We start from the raw sequence: 17,073 nt of genomic DNA on the forward strand, positions 1-17,073 counted from the left end.
GTACTGACAGAACGCATGACCGGGAGGTAACGTCCGGTTCACGTTCGTACAGGTGGACTACACCTCTGCGCACGCCTCACTGCGACACCCGCAGTCACAAGTGGTCGCCGCGGCGGAGCACTCCTCCTGCACGGTCACTTCCTTTACTCGGATCGTCCGGCACGTTCCTGCCGGTGAAGGGATTCACGAGCCATGGCAACTGTTTCGTTCGACAAGGCGACCCGGATCTACCCGGGCTCCGAGAAGCCCGCCGTCGACTCTCTCAATATCGAGATCGAGGACGGCGAGTTCCTCGTCCTGGTCGGCCCCTCCGGCTGCGGCAAGTCCACCTCGCTGCGCATGCTCGCCGGCCTGGAGGACGTCAACGCCGGAGCGATCCGCATCGGTGACCGCGACGTCACGCACCTGCCGCCGAAGGACCGGGACATCGCCATGGTGTTCCAGAACTACGCGCTGTACCCGCACATGACCGTCGCCGACAACATGGGCTTCGCCCTCAAGATCGCCGGTGTGCCGAAGGCCGAGATCCGCAAGAAGGTCGAGGACGCCGCGAAGATCCTGGACCTCACGGAGTACCTGGGCCGCAAGCCGAAGGCGCTCTCCGGTGGTCAGCGCCAGCGTGTCGCGATGGGCCGCGCCATCGTCCGGGAGCCGCAGGTGTTCCTCATGGACGAGCCGCTGTCCAACCTGGACGCCAAGCTCCGCGTGTCGACCCGTACGCAGATCGCCTCGCTGCAGCGCCGCCTCGGCATCACCACCGTCTACGTCACCCACGACCAGGTCGAGGCCATGACGATGGGCGACCGCGTGGCCGTGCTCAAGGACGGGCTGCTCCAGCAGGTCGACTCGCCGCGCAACATGTACGACCGCCCGGCCAACCTCTTCGTCGCCGGCTTCATCGGCTCGCCCGCGATGAACCTGGTGGAGGTGCCGATCACCGACGGCGGCGTGAAGTTCGGCAACTCGGTCGTGCCGGTCAACCGCGATGCCCTCAAGGCCGCCAGCGACAAGGGCGACACCACCGTCACGGTCGGTGTCCGCCCCGAGCACTTCGACGTCGTCGAGCACGGTGCCGCCGACTCCCTCTCCAAGGACTCCGACGCCGCACCCGCGGGCCTCGCCGTCAGCGTGAACGTCGTCGAGGAACTCGGCGCCGACGGCTACGTCTACGGCACCGCCCAGGTCGGCGGCGAGACCAAGGATCTGGTCGTCCGCGTCGGTGGCCGGCAGGTTCCCGAGAAGGGCACCAAGCTGCACGTCGTGCCGCGCGCGGGCGAGACGCACGTCTTCGCCACCTCCTCCGGTGAGCGCCTGACCGACTGAGCGACCGACCCGCTCGGCACCGCCGCAGCCGGCCGCACGGCACGGCTCGGCCGCATCGTGGGAAGGGCCCCGCACCCGAAGGTGCGGGGCCCTTCGCGCATCCGAAAACCCCTGGTCGATGAGGTACTTCACCCCGTCCGTCAACAGCCGACAAGTTTTTTGGGGCGTTTCGTCCCCCTACAGAGTGACGAAATGTCGCCAAATCACTACTGAGCGCTACGCTCGGCGCGTGACGCACTTCGCCAAACCCCTGCCGCGGCGCGGCCCCGCCCGCCGGATCGGCCGCTCCCTCGCCCTCGTCCTGCCCGTCGTCCTGGTGCTGTCGGGGACCCTCGCGGTCACCCGCGTCAACTGGTCGGGCGCGCACCGGGACTCGGTCCTGACCGCGTCCTCGGCGTCCGTCTCCTCGCGTGCCGCGGCGCGCCCCGTGCAGGACGTGCTGCGCGACCGGCTGCTCCTCGACCTGCGCGAACAGGACCCCGGTACGGCCCTCACCCACCTCCAGCAGGCGGTGGACGAGCATCCCTCGCTGGCCAGGCACTGCGTGTCCATCGCACGCGCCCTCGGCCGCGCCGCAGTCCAGGCGTACGGTCCCACCCGTGCGCAGGCGTTCGCGCGCCCGGTGTGCGACACGTCCTTCGCGGCCGGGGTGGCCGCACAGCAGTAGCCCGCGCGGCGCGCCGGGCGTCCTTCCCCGCCACTGCGCGCCGCTGCGTACGCTTCCGTTCCATGACCGATCCAGATGCCGTCCCACCGCCCACCCAGGCCGTCGTCCTGGCGGGCGGTCAGGGCTCGCGGCTGCGCCCCTACACCGATGACCGGCCCAAGCCGATGGTCGAGATCCCCGGCACCGGGACCCCGATCATCGGCCATCAGTTGTCCTGGCTCGCCGAGGAGGGCGTCACCGATGCGGTGGTCTCCTGCGGCCATCTCGCCGAGGTGCTCCAGGAGTGGCTGGCCAAGGCCGAACTGCCGCTGCGGGTCAGCACCGTGGTGGAGCACGAGCCGCTGGGCCGCGGTGGTGGGCTGAAGTACGCGGCAGCGCACCTGCCGCACCCGGACCGGCCGTGGTATGCAACGAACGGCGACATCTGGACGCGGTTCTCGCTGCGCGAGATGGCGGCGTTCCACACGGAGCGCGCCGCGACGGCCACGCTGGCGCTGGCCCGGCCGCGGATCCCGTGGGGGGCCGTCGAGACCGATGCGTTCGGGCACATCACGGACTTCATCGAGGCACCGCCCTCGCCGTATCTGATCAATGCCGGTGTGTACGTCTTCGGGCCCGAATTCACGGCTGCGCTGCCGGATCGCGGGGACCACGAGCGCACCACGTTCCCGGGACTGGCCCGGACCCGGCGGCTGGCCGGCTATCCGATTCCGCAGGGTGCGTACTGGCGTGCCATCGACACGGCGAAGGATCTGTCCCAGGCCGCGAAGGACCTCGCGGCGCTGGGGCGTTGAGGCACGGCCTCCGGGTCCGGGGCGTTGAGGCGCGGTTTTCGGGGGCGTTGGCGCGCGAGCTCCGGGGCGCTGAGGCGGGGACTCCGGGAGTGTTGAGGAGTGGGCTCCGGGGTGCTGAGGCGCGGGCTCCGGGGCGTTGAGGCGCGGGCTCCGGGGCTGTTGAGGCGCGGGCTCGTGGGGTGTTGGCGCGGACTGGGGCGGTGAGCCTTGGCGAACGCGCCGGGGCGGTGAGCCTTGGCGAACGCGCCGGGGCGGTGAGCCTTGGCGAACGCGCCGGGGCGGTGAGCGGGAGGGTGCAGTGCGGCGCCCTCCCGCCCTCGTACGCCCGGGTCCGCCGTCCGTGTTCCGGTCTCCCGCGCCCGGGTCAGCCGTCCGTGCTCCGCTCCCCCGCGCCCGGGGCCCCGGGTCCGGGGTCCGGCGGGGCCCGCCCCCAGGGGACGGTGTCCGGGGCCCGCCGCCCGGGTTCCGGCCCAGAGGCGGGGGCACCCCCGGTGGAGACGGGATCAGGGGTGCCCCGAGCGGGGTCGGCCGGGGGTGGGGCCAGGGGTCAGCCGAGGAGGCCGCCCACCAGGTTCCCGGACTCGCCGCCCTCGCCGGAGCCGGACGTACCTGACCCCGTGCCCGACGACGACGCCGACCCGCCCGCCGACGAGGGTCCGGCCGTGGTGGCCGGGGGCTGGGGCGGAGCGGGCCGCCGGGTCGGATAGCTCCCCGCCCCCTGCGTCTGACTCGGCGCCCCCGCATCCGTGCCCGCGCTCGCCGTCGCGCTCGCCGATCCGGCCGCACCGGTCTGGGACGGGCTTGCGGAAGTGCCCTGCGTGGGCGAGCCGGACGCCTCGGGGCTCCTGCTGGTCTCCCGGGCCCCGGGCTCCTCGGGCAGCGGTGAGCCGGGCAGCTCGTTGCGCGGGGCCTCGCCCGGGCCCGGGACGGTGATCCGGTCCGCGTCCCGTACCGCACCGCCGAGGAGCGCGCCGACCAGGAAGGTGAGCCCGGTGACCAGGCCCGCGACGAGCGTGCCGCGGCGCAGCACCCGGGCGCGCAGTTGCCACAGCTCCGCGCGCGGTCCGAGCGTGCGCCATGCCTCCGAGGACAGCCGGCCGTCGACCGAGTACACCGGCGCACCGGCGATCACCAGCGGCGACCAGGCGGCCAGGTAGATGATGTCCGGGGCCCCGTAACCGGGCGCGCTCCGCCAGCTCACGGTGACGATCAGCGCCGCGGACAGCAGCGCGCCGATCGCCGCCACCACCCGCTGCCAGAGCCCGAGCACCGTCAGCACGCCCACGACGACCTGGAGGAACGCCACGCTCAGGCCGGCACCGACGGGATGCTGGAGCGCGAAGTCGCGCAGCGGCTCGGCGAGCGCCCACGGGTGCAGCGCGTGCAGCGCCTTCACCAGCCCGCCGCGCTCGCCGCCGTCGAAGTACACGGGGTCGCAGAGCTTGCTCATCCCCGCGTAGAAGGAGATGAAGCCGAGGAAGACCCGCAGCGGCAGGAGGACGAGGCCGAGGTTCATCCGGCGGCCCGGGTAGTAGGCGTGCCGCACCGGCTCGGTGCCACGGCGGCGCGCCCGGCCCGTGCCGCCGCGCCGGTCGTCGGCACCGTCGGGGACGAGGACGTCCTCCGGGCCGTACACGTCGTCGGCGTAGTAGCCGTCGTCGGCATGGTCGCCGCCGTGGTCGCCGTCGTCGGCGTGGTCGCCGTGAGCGGTGCGGTCGCCGTGAGCGGTGCGGTCCGTGCGGTCGGCGTACGGGCCCTCGCCGCGGCCGCGGCCGGCGGGGGTGCCGGGGCCGTGCGGTTCGTCGTACGCGCCGGCCGCCACCCGCATCTGCGGCAGCAGCCGGGTACCGGAACCGGTGCGCACCGGGGTGCCTGCCGTGTCGGTGGGGCCGGCGGGGTCAGTGGTGTCGGCGGGGAGGTCGACACGGGGCATGACCTGGGTGGCGCCGGGGTCGTGCCCCGGCTGTCCGCCGTCCGCGGGCGCGCCGGCGGGCAGCAGGCCCGTGCTGCGGACCGTCTGGAGGAGCCCGGAGGCGACCGGGTCTCCGGCGGCCGGGCCGCCGCGGGTCAGCGGGCCGCCGCGGCGGCCCACCACCGCGCCGCTCAACGCGGGCGGGTGCGCGGCGCCGGCGCCCAGCGCCGGAGGGTGCGCGGCGGCACCCAGCGCGGGCTGGTGCAGCGCGGGCTGGTGCAACGCGGTCGCGGACAGGTAGCGGGCGACCCGCGGTGACCTGGCGGGCTGCGCGGTCGGGAAGTGCACGCGGAAGCTCGCGTGATTGACGACGACCTGCGCGGGGTCGCTCGGCACCTTCACCATGCTCAGCACGGGGGCGTCGTCGTATCCGGACGAGCTGTCCCCCGTGGGTGTGCGGGGCGTTCTGGTCTCCACGCTCATCTAACCGAGTGACGTGTCCCGAGGACACTGCCCTCACCCACGGGATCGGCGTGGCGGACGCACCGCGGGGCGTCGGCCCAGGCAGCGGCGCCATGCCGGCGCCCGGCCCGGCGCGCGCCGGACGGCACGCGCCGACCGAGTGCGGAAACACGCGCCCGGACGGTACGGCGACACGCGCCCGCACACGTGCGGTGACATGACCGCACACATGCGGCGACACGCCGACCGAGTGCCGTGACACGCGCCGGGTGCCGTCAGGCGCGCCGCCGTGCCGCCTCGTAGAGGACGATCCCGGTCGCCACACCTGCGTTCAGCGACTCCGCGCCACCCGGCATCGCGATCCGCGCCCGGACGTCGCAGGTCTCGCCGACGAGCCGGGACAGGCCCTTGCCCTCGCTGCCGACGACGATGACGACGGGGCCGTCGAGCACGTCGAGTTCGCCGAGCTCGGCCTCTCCGTCCGCGGCGAGGCCGACCACGACCAGGCCCGCCTTCTTGTACTCGGTGAGGGCCCTGGTGAGATTGGTGGCGCGGGCCACCGGCGTACGCGCGGCGGTGCCCGCGGACGTCTTCCACGCGCCGGCGGTCATCCCCGCTGCGCGCCGCTCGGGCACCACGACGCCGTGGCCGCCGAAGGCGCTCACGGAGCGGACCGCGGCGCCCAGGTTCCGCGGGTCGGTGACGCCGTCGAGGGCGACGATCAGCGGATCCTCACCCGCGTCGGCCGCGGCGGCGGTGAGGTCCTCGGGGTGCGCGTACTCGTACGGCGGGATCTGCAGGACGAGGCCCTGGTGGTTGAGACCGCCGGTCATCCGGTCGAGCTCGGGGCGCGGGGCCTCCATGAGGTGCAGCCCGGTCCGTTCGGCGGCGAGCCTGAGCGCCTCGCGGACCCGCTCGTCGTTGTCGACGAACTGCTGGACGTGGAGCATGGTCGCGGGCACGCCCTCGCGCAGCGCCTCGACGACCGGGTTGCGGCCGACCACGTACTCGGCGGGGGACTTGCCGCCGCCGCGGGCGCGCTGGGGGCGCCCGGCGGCGCGCTTGGCCTTCGCCTGGGCGATGCGGTTCTTGGCGTGTCCGGGGCGCATCTCGGCGGGCGGCGTCGGGCCCTTGCCCTCCAGGCCGCGGCGCCGCTTGCCGCCGCTGCCGACCTGCGCGCCCTTCTTGCCGGACATGCGGCGGTTGTGTGCGGCCATGAGTGTGGAGACCTGCCTGTCTGTGGGTGCGTGCGAACGGGTGGCGTCGGGGACAGTGTCCCGCGCCGGGTGCGGGGCGGCGCGGCTGGGGCCCACCGGTGGCCCGGGACCGGCCGGTGCGGCCGGTCCCGGGGCACCGGCCACCGGACGTCGCCGGACGGGCCACCGGGTCAGCGTGGGCCGAGGGTCCAGCGCGGGCCCTGCGGGCTGTCCTCGATGACCAGGCCGGACTGGTTGAGCTGGTCGCGGATCGCGTCCGCGACGGCCCAGTCCTTGCGGGCCCGGGCGGACTCGCGCTGCTGGAGGACGAGCCTCACGAGGGTGTCGACGACGCCGTGCAGGTCCTCGCTGCGGTCGTTCTCGTCGGACCAGTGGGCGTCGAGCGGATCCAGACCGAGGACGCCGAGCATGGCCCTCACCTCCGCGAGCCGGGCGACCGCCTCCTCCTTGTCGTCGGCGGCCAGTGCGCTGTTGCCCTGCCTGACGGTGGTGTGCACCACGGCCAGGGCCTGTGGGACGCCCAGATCCTCGTCCATGGCCTCGGCGAAGGACGGCGGCACCTCGTCGGCCGGGGGGACCGTCTTCCCGGCCTTCTCGGTGACCCGCTGCACGAACCCCTCGATCCGCGCGAACGCGGACTCCGCCTCGCGCAGCGCCTCGTCGCTGTACTCGATGGTCGAGCGGTAGTGCGGGGTGCCGAGGTAGTAGCGCAGGACGATGGGGCGCCAGCGCTTGACCATCTCGGCCACGAGCACGGAGTTGCCCAGCGACTTCGACATCTTCTCGCCGCTCATGGTGACCCACGAGTTGTGCACCCAGTACCGCGCGAACTCGTCACCGTAGGCCCTGGCCTGGGCGATCTCGTTCTCGTGGTGGGGGAAGATCAGGTCGATGCCGCCGCCGTGGATGTCGAAGGCGCTGCCCAGGTACTTGTGCGCCATGGCCGAGCACTCCAGGTGCCAGCCGGGCCGGCCGCGGCCCCACGGCGTCTCCCAACTGGGCTCGCCCGGCTTGGCCGCCTTCCACATGGCGAAGTCGCGCGGGTCGCGCTTGCCGGTCTCGCCCTCGCCCTCCGGCTGGAGGAGGTTGTCCAGTTCCTGGTTGGACAACTGGAGGTAGGCCGGGAAGGACTTGACGTCGAAGTAGACGTTCCCCTCGGCCTCGTAGGCGTGGCCGGTGTCGATGAGGCCGCGCATCATCTCCACCATCTCGGTGACGTGGCCGGTGGCGCGCGGCTCGTAGGTGGGCGGCAGGCAGCCCAGGGCGGCGTAACCGTCGTTGAAGGCCCGCTCGTTCTCGTAGCCGATGGCCCACCAGGGGCGCTGCTGCTCGGCCGACTTTCGGATGATCTTATCGTCGACGTCCGTCACGTTCCGGACGAACGTCACGTCGTAGCCGCGGTAGTCGAACCAGCGGCGCAGGATGTCGAAGTTGAGGCCGGAGCGGATGTGCCCGATGTGCGGTGCGGCCTGCACGGTCGCGCCACAGAGGTAGATCGAGACGCAGCCCGGTACAAGCGGGGTGAAGTCACGGATCTGCCGGGCGCTGGTGTCGTACAGGCGAATAGTCACCACTCCAGGGTAGTGGCCCGAAGGCAGTGCCCCGAGTCCTTGTGTCAGAGCGGTTCCCGGGCCGTGGTAATGCAGTGGTGATGCAGCGGCGTCGCGCCGCGGGGCACATGGCCGCGACATGCGCCGCGGGAGGCGGCAAAACGCGCCACGGGAGGCGGCGAGAGCCCTGCCGGGGCGGCCGGTCCCGGTTCCGGCCGTTCCGTGCGCCCCGGTGCCCGGCTCCGCGCTCCCCCGGCCCCGACGGGTCCCGCCCCGGCCCCTCACCTGGCCCCCGACCAGGGCCGGGGGCGCCGGCGCGCGTACGGGCTGCTGCCCGCGGGTCGTTGACGACGCCGGATGCGCCGGGACCGGTGCCGGGACCGGTGCCGGGACCGGGACCGGGAAGCGGAACGGCCGGAACCGTGGGCCGGGGCGGGCGGAGGGGCGGACCGGGTGCCGCGGGTCAGGCGGTGGGCGGCGGACCGGTCCGTACCACCACGGCCGTGGCGATCGCGGCCAGCCCCTCCGCACGGCCGGTCAGCCCGAGGCCGTCCGAGGTGGTGCCGGAGACGGCGACGGGCGCGCCGGCCGCGGCGCCGAGCGCCTCCTCGGCCTCGGCGCGCCGCTTGCCGATCTTGGGTCTGACCCCGATGACCTGGACCGCGATGTTGCCGATCTCGAAACCCGCGGCGCGCACGATGCGGGCCGCCTCGGCGAGCAGGGTCACCCCGGAGGCGCCGGACCACTCCGGGCGGTCGGTGCCGAAGTGCACGCCGAGGTCGCCGACGCCGGCCGCGGAGAACAGCGCGTCGCAGGCCGCGTGCGCGGCCACGTCGCCGTCGGAGTGGCCCGCGAGGCCGAAGCCGCCGCTGGCCTCCTCGTCCCAGAGCAGCCCCGCGCACCACAGCGCGCGCCCCGCTTCGAAGGCGTGCACGTCGGTGCCGACGCCGACCCTCGGAAGCGGTACGACCGGGGCCGCGCCGGGGCCGCCGGCCGGGGGGTTCGCCCCGCCGTCCGTGTCCGCACGGCCGGAACCGACGCCACCGGAGCCGGACCCTCCGACTCCGACGCCGCTGGAACCGGTCCCTCCGGCTCCGGTGCCTCCGGAACCCGAACCGGCCGCCGCACCTGCGCCGGACACTGTCTCAGAACCCATCCTTGGCCCTCCTGCGGGCGAGTACGGCCTCGGCCAGCACCAGGTCGAGTGGCCGGGTCACCTTGAACGCCTCCTCGTGACCGGGCACCAGGACCACCGGCGCGCCGAGGCGCTCCACCATCCCGGCGTCGTCGGTCGCGCCCTCGCCGCTGACGGCGACGGTCTCGTGGGCGCGTACGAGGACGGCGCGGGCGAAGCCCTGCGGCGTCTGCACGGCGCGCAACCTGGCCCGGTCGGGCGTGGCGACGACGGGTTCGGGCTCGCCGGGTGCGCACGGCCCGATCTCCTTGACCGTGTCGGCGAGCGGCAGCGCGGGCACCACGGCGGGCGCGCCGTCGCGCACCGCATCGATGACCGCGTCGACGGTCTCGACGGGCACCAGCGGGCGGGCCGCGTCGTGCACGAGCACGATCCCGATGTCCGGGGGCACCACGTCCAGGCCCAGCTTGACGGACTCCTGGCGGGTCTCGCCTCCGGGGACCACGAGCACGTCCGCGCGCTCCGGGAGGGCATGCGCGTCGAGCAGGCTCTTGACCTCGGCGGCGCCGTCCGGCGGAGCGACGACCACGACCAGGTGGACGGCGCGGGAGGCGGCCAGCGCGCGGGCCGCGTGCACCAGCATCGGGATGCCGCTGAGCATCCGCAGTGCCTTGGGCGCGCCGGGGCCGAGCCGTACGCCGCGGCCCGCGGCGGGGATCACGGCGGCGGTGCGCGGCGGGCGCGGGGCGGCCGTGCCGGGGGCGGCGGCGGGCGCCTCGGCGGCGGCCGGGGGTGCCGGTGCGGACGGGGCTCCTGCGGGCGGTGGGGTCGGCGAGTCGGCGGCGCGGGGCGGCTCGGACGAGCCGGCGGTCCGCACCGGAAGGGAATCGTCAGTCATCGGTTCCGTTCAGGTTTGTACGCTCGGGCGGGATGGGTATGGCCTCAGCGTGCCGGGCGCGACGCCTTGACCGGACCCTTCCGTGACACCGGTCGGGGTAGCTGCCCGGGCCCGGCACGCCAGTCGGCGCACCGTGGAAGCGAAGAACACCCCGCACCTCCGAGCAGCACCGGCAAGAAGTGACACGTCTCATAGGCCCGGCCGGGCGACCGCCGGTCGGACCGTACTGCACCAGGCACATGCACCACACCACCGGTCGGACCGCATGCCGTGTCCGAGGCGGTGGCACGGGCCTGCCGCCCGCAGGGTGGGCCGATCCGCCGAAGGTATTGCCTCGGACAGCCGAGCGGCGGGGTCATCGTCGACCCCGGAGCGCCGCCCGGTCCCTCGGCGCTGCCTACGCGGTGTCCATGTGCCGCCTTCCGGTGGGCGCAGGTGGCCGGGGCAGTGATGTCGGTCACTGCCGGGCAGGATCGCCCCGTAGCGGGGCGGCCCGGGCCTGCGCACGGATCGTGCCGGTGCATGAGCCGGGTGGGACGGCAGGTGCGGGGTGGACGCGGATGCGGACGCCTTGCAGAGGGACGCCGGGCCTGTCCGGCCGGCTCGGCATGCCCGCACACGGCGTGCCCTGCCGTGCCTGCCCGAACGCGGGCGGTCGCGGTGTGCCGTGCGGCCACCGGGCCGGGCTGCTGTGGTGTCGTGCCGTCTGCGGCGCCTGTGACGCGTCATGACGCCTGTGACGGCCGTGACGCCTGTGCCGAGCGTGACGACAGGCTCACGTGTGGCACCGGGCCGGCGTGCACGCCCGGAACCGACCGGTCCGCACCCGCGGTTCCGGCCGGGCCGAACCCCGGCGCGGAGCAGGTGTCCAGCACCTGCGCGGTGCGGGCGCCCCCCGCCGGTACGGCAGCGCGCTCGGTTCGTGTGCGATCCCGCGCAGCCGACGAGCCGATGGCGGCCCGGTGCGGTACGCGCCGTATCCGGCCGCCCGCCGCCGGTACCGACCCGGCGCCGCACGGGCGGCGAGATGCCCGCACATGCCGCAGTACCCGGCGACCGCTGGCGCGTCGGGCACTACGGCACTGCATACGTCAGTACGTCAAGACGACCGCATACGTCAGGACGCGAGAACCTCGTCGAGCAGGGCCTCTGCCTTGTCCTCGTTCGTGTTCTCCGCGAGGGCGAGCTCGCTGACCAGGATCTGCCGGGCCTTGGCGAGCATCCGCTTCTCACCTGCGGAGAGTCCACGCTCGCGCTCACGGCGCCACAGGTCGCGGACCACTTCCGCAACCTTGATGACATCGCCCGATGCGAGCTTTTCGAGATTTGCCTTGTAGCGACGGGACCAGTTGGTGGGCTCCTCCGCGTACGGCGCGCGCAGCACCTCGAAGACCCGGTCCAGCCCGTCCTGACCGACCACATCACGCACGCCGACGAACTCCGCATTGTCCGCTGGCACACGCACCGTCAGGTCGCCCTGGGCGACCTTCAGCACCAAGTAGGTCTTGTCCACGCCTTTGATCTGGCGAGTTTCGATGGCCTCGATCAGCGCGGCCCCGTGATGGGGATAGACCACGGTGTCGCCAACCTTGAACGTCATGTGACAGGTACCCCTTCCGTGGCTATCCAGGGTAACACGAGAACGGCGTCTTCTGAATGGCGTTTTCGCAGGTCAGGGCATATCTCAGGGCTTGACAACAGCCTCGGTGACGTGCTGGGCGGCGCTTGCGGAAGCGGGAATTCGCAGGTCGGAGCGGTTGTACGGGGAGCCGGAAAGCGGGGCGCCCGTCACGCCGAAGGGTTGATCCAAGCGGCCGAACGTCCCGTTTTGTCGGATTCTGCGGCGGCGACTTCCGCTACTCCGTTCGGCGATCGCAGTCACATCCGAACCGATTGGAGAATTGATCACGGCTCCGGGGTTGATCAATTCTCCGGACTCCGTGCATTCCTTACCAGAAATCCACGAGGCGCCGCGCACGGCTGTTATGTGAAAGGCGAACACGAGCCTCATGACGAACACACCGCGAACACGCAGGCAGTGGCCGGCGGCGCCATCCGCGGCGCCCGGCGCGGGGACGGGCGCGGGGACGGGCGCGGGGACGGGCGCGGCCAATGCGAGGGAGTTCCGGGCGGGCACGACGCCGTTCAGGGCGGAAACGACGCAGTTCAGGGACCGGCACCGGCCCTTTCAGGGGGGACGGTGCACCTTCGGGGCGGGCGCGGCGGCTTCGGGGCGGGCGGCACGGCGGACCCGGCGGCGGAGTCGCGGCGGCGCGAGGGGGGCCGTCCTCGGCGTGTCGGGCCCCGGGCGGGCCTGCCGCGGGCCGGGGCCGCGGTGTAGAGGCGGGTCGGGTGCTGCGCCGGATGGGCGGCTCGGTAACCTGGGCCCGCTGAGAAAGCGTTGGGGTACCGCGTGGGGCGCCCCGACCTCCGTACCGCCCACGTTCAAGGAGTTGCCGCCGCCGTGAGCAGCAGCCTTCGACGCGGCGCTCTCGCCGCCACCGCCCTCGGGTTCTCGATCGTCACACTCGCCGGGTGCGGCGTCGGCACCAACGCCCAGACGCTGGAGGTCGAGCCGGACAACGCCGCGACCACTCTCGGCGCCATCAAGGTGCAGAACGCCCTGGTCATCACCCAGCCCAAGCTCGACGCGAAAGGCCCGGCGGTGATTTCGGCCGCACTCTTCAACAGCGGCCGCACCGACCAGACGCTGGAGTCCGTGACCCTTGCGGGCACCGGCACGGCCGCGCAGCTCAAGCCCGCGAAGGGCCAGGGCCCCCTGACGGTCCCCGCCGGCGGTTCGCTGGTGCTCGGCGGCAAGGGCAACGCCGTCGCGGTGCTGCCCAGCGGCCGTGAGGCGGTGCAGGACGGCGATGTGCAGCGGGTCACCTTCACCTTCAGCAGGACCGGTCAGGTGAAGCTGGACACGTTCGTCGTGCCGGCGCAGAGCTACTTCAGCACGTGGGGCCCGAGCACGCTGCCGCCCGCGCCCAGCGGGAGCCCGGCGGGAGGCCCGTCGCACTCGTCTTCCGGGTCGCCCTCGGACACGCCGTCCGGCACGGTCTCCGGTGCACCGGGCGACGGTGCCGGCACCCAGCACACCCCGGGCGCCCCGGGGTCCACCGACAAGGCGCCCGCCGGTAGCTGACGGCAGTGCCGCCGTCCGGGGCCGAGGGCTCCGCGGCGCCGGGGCCGTTCCGTACGCGGCGAAGGGCGGCATCCCCGCACGGGTGCCGCCCTTTGTTGTGTGGTTGTTGCTGTGGTGAGGGTGGTGAGGGTGCTGCGCGTCGCGAACGGGGCGGTGGGCACCCCGCGTCGGTCCGTCCGCCGACGGCAGCGGCGCCACGCCCCGCGGCCGAGGGCTCACGGCCCGCGGGCGACGGCCTTCCGGTGAGGGCCTTCCGGTGGGGGCCTACGGCTCGAACTTGTAGCCGAGGCCGCGCACCGTCACCAGGTACCTGGGCGCCCCGGGGTCCGGCTCGATCTTGGCGCGCAGCCGTTTGACGTGCACGTCCAGGGTCTTGGTGTCACCGACGTAGTCGGCGCCCCAGACCCGGTCGATGAGCTGCATCCGGGTGAGCACCCGGCCTGCGTTGCGCAGGAGCATCTCCAGGAGGTCGAACTCCTTGAGCGGCAGGTCGACCTTGGCTCCCGAGACGGTGACCACGTGGCGGTCGACGTCCATGCGGACGGGGCCCGCCTCCAGGGCCGCCGGGGTGACCTCCTCGGGCTCGCCCCTGCGGCGCAGCACGGCGCGGATCCGGGCGACCAGCTCACGGGACGAGAACGGCTTGGTGACGTAGTCGTCGGCCCCTATCTCCAGGCCCACGACCTTGTCGATCTCGCTGTCCTTGGCGGTGACCATGATCACCGGGACGTTGGAGCGGCTGCGTAGCTGACGGCAGACCTCGGTGCCGGGCAGCCCGGGCAGCATCAGGTCGAGCAGGACGAGGTCCGCGCCGTTGCGCTCGAACTCGTCGAGGCCGTCGGGTCCCGTGGTGGAGATGGCGACTTCGAAGCCCTCTTTGCGGAGCATGTAGGACAGGGCGTCGCTGAAGGACTCCTCGTCCTCGACGACGAGCACTCGGGTCACGGAAGGACCTCCCGGGCGGTGAATGATTCGTACGGGGATGAGACGGACGTCTCGGTGGGCTGCCCGCTGCCGATGCGGCCGGCGTCGTCGCCGGCGTCGTCGGGTACGGGCTCCTCCCGTGGCGCACGAGCGCGGGCGGCACCCGCCTCCGGCAGCCGCAGGGTGAATGTGGAGCCCTGTCCCTCGGTGCTCCACACGGTGACCTCCCCGCCGTGCGAGGCGGCCACGTGCTTGACGATGGCCAGGCCGAGCCCGGTGCCTCCGGTGGCACGGGAGCGGGCCGGGTCGACACGGTAGAAGCGCTCGAAGATGCGCTCCTTGTCCTTCTCGGAGATGCCGATGCCCTGGTCGGTGACGGCTATCTCGATGAAGGCGCCGCCCGGTGCGGGCACCCGGCGTGCGGCGATGCCGACGCGGGTGCGGGACGGACTGTAGTTGACTGCGTTCTCCACGAGGTTGCCGAGGGCCGCGGCGAGCTGGCCGCGGTTGCCCCACACCCGCAGGTCCTCGGCGTCCTGGCGGGGCTCCCCGGCGTCCGCGGCCGCGCCGGCGGGGCCGGGCCCCGCGGGTGCGCCGACGGAGGCGGCCATGGTGATGTGCTTGGTGCCGGCCTGGTGGCGGCAGCGGTCGATGGCCTCGGCGGCCAGCTCGTCGACCCGGACCGGTTCCGCGTCCTCCAGCGGGTCGTCGTTCTGCACCCGGGAGAGGTCGATGAGCTCCTGGACAAGGCTGGTCAGGCGGGTGGCCTCGATCTGCATCCGGCCCGCGAAGCGCACCACGGCCTCGGGGTCGTCGGCCGCGTCGAGTACCGCTTCGGAGAGCAGGGAGAGGGCGCCGACCGGTGTCTTCAGCTCATGGCTCACGTTGGCCACGAAGTCACGGCGCACGGCCTCTATGCGGCGGGCCTCGGTCAGGTCCTCCACGAGGAGCAGCACCAGGCGGGAGCCGAGCGGTGCGACCCGGGCGGAGACGGCGAGCGCCTCGCCGCGTCCCGTGCCGCGCCGGGGCAGGTCCAGCTCGATCTGGCGTATCTCGCCGTCCCTGCGGGTGTCCCTGGCCATCTTCAGCATCGGCTCCACGCCGAGCTTGCCGCCGCGCACCAGGCCGAGGGCGTACGCCGCCGAGCTGGCCTTGACGACGGCGTCGGCCTCGTCGAGGACGACGGCGGAGGAGCGCAGCACGGACAGGACCGTGTCGACGCCCGGGGGCAGCACGGGGTCGGTGTGCAGGGAGGTGCGGGTGGGTCTCTTCTGGTCGCGTTCGCTCCAGCGGAACGCCAGCGTCGCGGTCACGCCGGTGCACACACCGGCGATCGCGGTCGCTGCGGCGACCGCCGCGTTCACGTCCATGGCTCCAGGTTATGCGCGCCGCTCCCCCGGGCCACAGCCGTCCAGGTGTCGCCTACGACACTCGTCGCCCAGAGTTCACCTCAGGGTCGGGGGTGGTTCATTTGCGATGCCGGAAACGGTCGCGTAGGGCCCTGAACGTGGGAGCGTGGAGTTCACCCGGACCGGTGAGGTGCCGGGGAGCAGCAGGCTGACACGGCCGGCAGAGCCGTGCCAGGAAGGCCGGCGCGCCGGGGCTCGTCCACCAGGGGCCCGCGGCGGCCGGCGGGATCCGGAAAGAGTCAGAGAGGGACGAGCCACATGCGGGACGCGTACCACGAGGAACTGGACTCGATCGGCGAGGCCCTGGTCGATATGGCGCGCCTTGTCGGGTCGGCGATCGGGCGCGCCACCACGGCCATTCTCGACGCCGATCTGAAGCTCGCGGAGAGTGTGATCGCCGCCGACCAGAAGGTCGACGACCTCCAGCACGACCTGGAGGCGCGGGCGATCGCCCTGCTGGCGCGGCAGCAGCCGGTGGCGACGGATCTGCGGATCGTGGTCACCTCGCTGCGGATGAGCGCCGACCTGGAGCGCTCGGGTGACCTGGCGCAGCACGTCGCCAAGCTGGCCCGGCTGCGCTTCCCGGACAGTGCGGTGCCCTACGACCTGCACGCCACCATCCTGGAGATGGGTCAGCTCGCGCAGCGGCTGATGGCGAAGGCCGCGGAGGTCATCGTCACCAAGGACATCGACCTGGCGCTCCAACTGGAGCAGGACGACGACGCGATGGACCTGCTGCACCGGACGCTGTTCCAGCACCTGATGGACGACCGGTGGAAGCACGGCATCGAGACGGCCGTCGACGTGACGCTGCTCGGCCGGTACTACGAGCGCTTCGCGGACCACGCCGTGTCGGTGGCCAAGCGTGTGGTGTACCTGGTGACGGGTGAGCACGCGGACGAGCTCCAGCAGGACGTACAGCCCGCGATAAAGGGCGAGGGCCAGGCGGTCGCGGGCGGCGACGGGGTCTGAGGGGCCCGTCTGACGTGTGGGGCGCCCCCGTCTGACCCGTGGGGCGCCCCCCTCTGAAGCGTGGGGCGCCGCCGTGTGATGTCCGCGGGCCACGTCCGCGGGCCCGAGCCCCCATGCGCCCTTGATGCGCCCGATGCGCCGGGACTGCAATGGGCGCACGGAGACCGTGCCCGCGAGGAGGATCCGATGGCCGAATCCCCGACGACCGACGTTTCACAGGAAGAGCACGCGCCCGAGGCGGTGCGGCACCTGCCGCTGCTCGGCGCCTGCGGCTGCGGCTCGGGCTGCGGCTGCGGCTGCCAGTCCGGTTCGCCCTGTCAGTGCGGTGGCAACTGCGGCTGAGCCAGGCTCCGCCGTCACCGCGTCCAGCGCCGCGGCCCGCCGCCGCACCGTGGCCACCGCGGCACCTACTGCGAAGGGGCCGGCCCGCTCGGGCCGGCCCCTTCCGCGTTCACCCCGCGCCCCTCACTCGGAGCGGCCCCTCACGGGGAGCAGGCCCCTCACGGGGAGCAGGCCCCTCACGGGGAGCGGGTCCCTCACGGGGAGTGGCCCTGTCCGCCGGGTGGGGCGGCGCGGGGCCGCGGGGCGATCGGCCCGGTGGTGCACCGCGGGAGCATCGTGGCCGGGCGCGCCGTTCCCCGCGCCGCCTTCCGGGCGCCGTG

13 protein-coding genes and 1 pseudogene are annotated in these 17,073 nt (G+C 73.5%); 6 read left to right on the forward strand and 8 right to left on the reverse strand.

Going from position 1 to position 17,073, the window contains the following annotated elements:
* The first annotated feature begins 192 nt into the window (after window positions 1-192).
* From IE313_RS27135 to IE313_RS27145, 3 genes are all read left to right on the forward strand, one after another.
* Complete coding sequence (locus IE313_RS27135) at window positions 193-1,323, forward strand: ABC transporter ATP-binding protein (RefSeq protein ID WP_189936751.1); 1,131 nt, start codon at window positions 193-195, stop codon at window positions 1,321-1,323.
* A 184-nt stretch (window positions 1,324-1,507) separates the two neighbouring features.
* A complete protein-coding gene (locus IE313_RS27140) occupies window positions 1,508-1,990 on the forward strand; it encodes a hypothetical protein (protein ID WP_229924992.1) in 483 nt (160 codons plus the stop codon).
* A gap of 62 nt (window positions 1,991-2,052) precedes the next feature.
* A complete protein-coding gene (locus IE313_RS27145) occupies window positions 2,053-2,784 on the forward strand; it encodes a nucleotidyltransferase family protein (RefSeq protein ID WP_189936755.1) in 732 nt (243 codons plus the stop codon).
* A 547-nt stretch (window positions 2,785-3,331) separates the two neighbouring features.
* Here IE313_RS27145 and IE313_RS27150 read toward each other — a convergent pair.
* The 6 genes and pseudogenes from IE313_RS27150 to IE313_RS27175 form a co-directional block, all read right to left on the reverse strand.
* Window positions 3,332-5,179, reverse strand: a complete 1,848-nt coding sequence (locus tag IE313_RS27150) for a DoxX family membrane protein (RefSeq protein WP_373317078.1) — start codon at window positions 5,177-5,179, stop codon at window positions 3,332-3,334.
* A 254-nt stretch (window positions 5,180-5,433) separates the two neighbouring features.
* Window positions 5,434-6,375, reverse strand: a complete 942-nt coding sequence (gene rlmB / locus IE313_RS27155) for a 23S rRNA (guanosine(2251)-2'-O)-methyltransferase RlmB (protein WP_189936757.1) — start codon at window positions 6,373-6,375, stop codon at window positions 5,434-5,436.
* A gap of 170 nt (window positions 6,376-6,545) precedes the next feature.
* Window positions 6,546-7,946 carry a cysteine--tRNA ligase gene (cysS, locus tag IE313_RS27160; protein WP_189936759.1) on the reverse strand — a complete coding sequence of 467 codons (1,401 nt, stop codon included), beginning with the start codon at window positions 7,944-7,946 and terminating at the stop codon, window positions 6,546-6,548.
* Between the two features lie 442 nt (window positions 7,947-8,388).
* Window positions 8,389-8,901, reverse strand: a pseudogene (gene ispF / locus IE313_RS27165) (2-C-methyl-D-erythritol 2,4-cyclodiphosphate synthase); the annotation flags it as partial.
* A gap of 169 nt (window positions 8,902-9,070) precedes the next feature.
* Complete coding sequence (ispD, locus tag IE313_RS27170) at window positions 9,071-9,958, reverse strand: 2-C-methyl-D-erythritol 4-phosphate cytidylyltransferase (RefSeq protein WP_189936763.1); 888 nt, start codon at window positions 9,956-9,958, stop codon at window positions 9,071-9,073.
* Between the two features lie 1,117 nt (window positions 9,959-11,075).
* Window positions 11,076-11,558 carry a CarD family transcriptional regulator gene (locus IE313_RS27175; protein WP_003953493.1) on the reverse strand — a complete coding sequence of 161 codons (483 nt, stop codon included), beginning with the start codon at window positions 11,556-11,558 and terminating at the stop codon, window positions 11,076-11,078.
* An 864-nt stretch (window positions 11,559-12,422) separates the two neighbouring features.
* Between IE313_RS27175 and IE313_RS27180 the strand changes: the two genes are divergently transcribed.
* The gene (locus IE313_RS27180) at window positions 12,423-13,106 is read left to right on the forward strand and encodes a copper chaperone PCu(A)C domain-containing protein (RefSeq protein WP_189936765.1); all 684 of its coding nucleotides are present in this window, start codon (window positions 12,423-12,425) and stop codon (window positions 13,104-13,106) included.
* A gap of 264 nt (window positions 13,107-13,370) precedes the next feature.
* Here IE313_RS27180 and phoP read toward each other — a convergent pair whose 3' ends face one another.
* Both phoP and phoR read right to left on the reverse strand, forming a co-directional pair.
* Window positions 13,371-14,051, reverse strand: coding sequence for a two-component system response regulator PhoP (gene phoP, locus IE313_RS27185; protein ID WP_189936767.1), 681 nt, complete (start codon window positions 14,049-14,051; stop codon window positions 13,371-13,373).
* Window positions 14,048-15,400, reverse strand: a complete 1,353-nt coding sequence (gene phoR, locus IE313_RS27190; protein WP_189936769.1) for a two-component system sensor histidine kinase PhoR — start codon at window positions 15,398-15,400, stop codon at window positions 14,048-14,050. Before phoR ends, phoP begins: the two co-directional genes overlap by 4 nt.
* A gap of 297 nt (window positions 15,401-15,697) precedes the next feature.
* Here phoR and phoU point away from each other — a divergent pair, with 297 nt between their 5' ends.
* Together phoU and IE313_RS27200 are read left to right on the forward strand one after the other, a co-directional pair.
* Complete coding sequence (phoU, locus tag IE313_RS27195) at window positions 15,698-16,411, forward strand: phosphate signaling complex protein PhoU (RefSeq protein WP_189936771.1); 714 nt, start codon at window positions 15,698-15,700, stop codon at window positions 16,409-16,411.
* A 186-nt stretch (window positions 16,412-16,597) separates the two neighbouring features.
* Entirely contained in the window at window positions 16,598-16,753 is a 156-nt protein-coding gene (locus IE313_RS27200; RefSeq protein ID WP_189936773.1) for a hypothetical protein, read from the forward strand.
* The last annotated feature ends 320 nt before the right edge of the window (window positions 16,754-17,073 follow it).

The sequence above is a fragment of the Streptomyces sulfonofaciens genome (assembly GCF_014656295.1).
Taxonomy (GTDB): Bacteria; Actinomycetota; Actinomycetes; order Streptomycetales; family Streptomycetaceae; genus Streptomyces; species Streptomyces sulfonofaciens.

What these genes read in the sequence shown, in the direction of transcription:
- IE313_RS27145 (WP_189936755.1), top strand. Translation starts at nt 2,053, where the DNA reads ATGACCGATCCAGATGCCGTCCCACCGCCCACCCAGGCCGTCGTCCTG.
- rlmB (WP_189936757.1), bottom strand. Translation starts at nt 6,375, where the DNA reads ATGGCCGCACACAACCGCCGCATGTCCGGCAAGAAGGGCGCGCAGGTC.
- IE313_RS27135 (WP_189936751.1), top strand. Translation starts at nt 193, where the DNA reads ATGGCAACTGTTTCGTTCGACAAGGCGACCCGGATCTACCCGGGCTCC.
- ispD (WP_189936763.1), bottom strand. Translation starts at nt 9,958, where the DNA reads ATGACTGACGATTCCCTTCCGGTGCGGACCGCCGGCTCGTCCGAGCCG.
- IE313_RS27175 (WP_003953493.1), bottom strand. Translation starts at nt 11,558, where the DNA reads ATGACGTTCAAGGTTGGCGACACCGTGGTCTATCCCCATCACGGGGCC.
- phoU (WP_189936771.1), top strand. Translation starts at nt 15,698, where the DNA reads ATGCGGGACGCGTACCACGAGGAACTGGACTCGATCGGCGAGGCCCTG.
- phoR (WP_189936769.1), bottom strand. Translation starts at nt 15,400, where the DNA reads ATGGACGTGAACGCGGCGGTCGCCGCAGCGACCGCGATCGCCGGTGTG.
- IE313_RS27200 (WP_189936773.1), top strand. Translation starts at nt 16,598, where the DNA reads ATGGCCGAATCCCCGACGACCGACGTTTCACAGGAAGAGCACGCGCCC.
- IE313_RS27150 (WP_373317078.1), bottom strand. Translation starts at nt 5,179, where the DNA reads ATGAGCGTGGAGACCAGAACGCCCCGCACACCCACGGGGGACAGCTCG.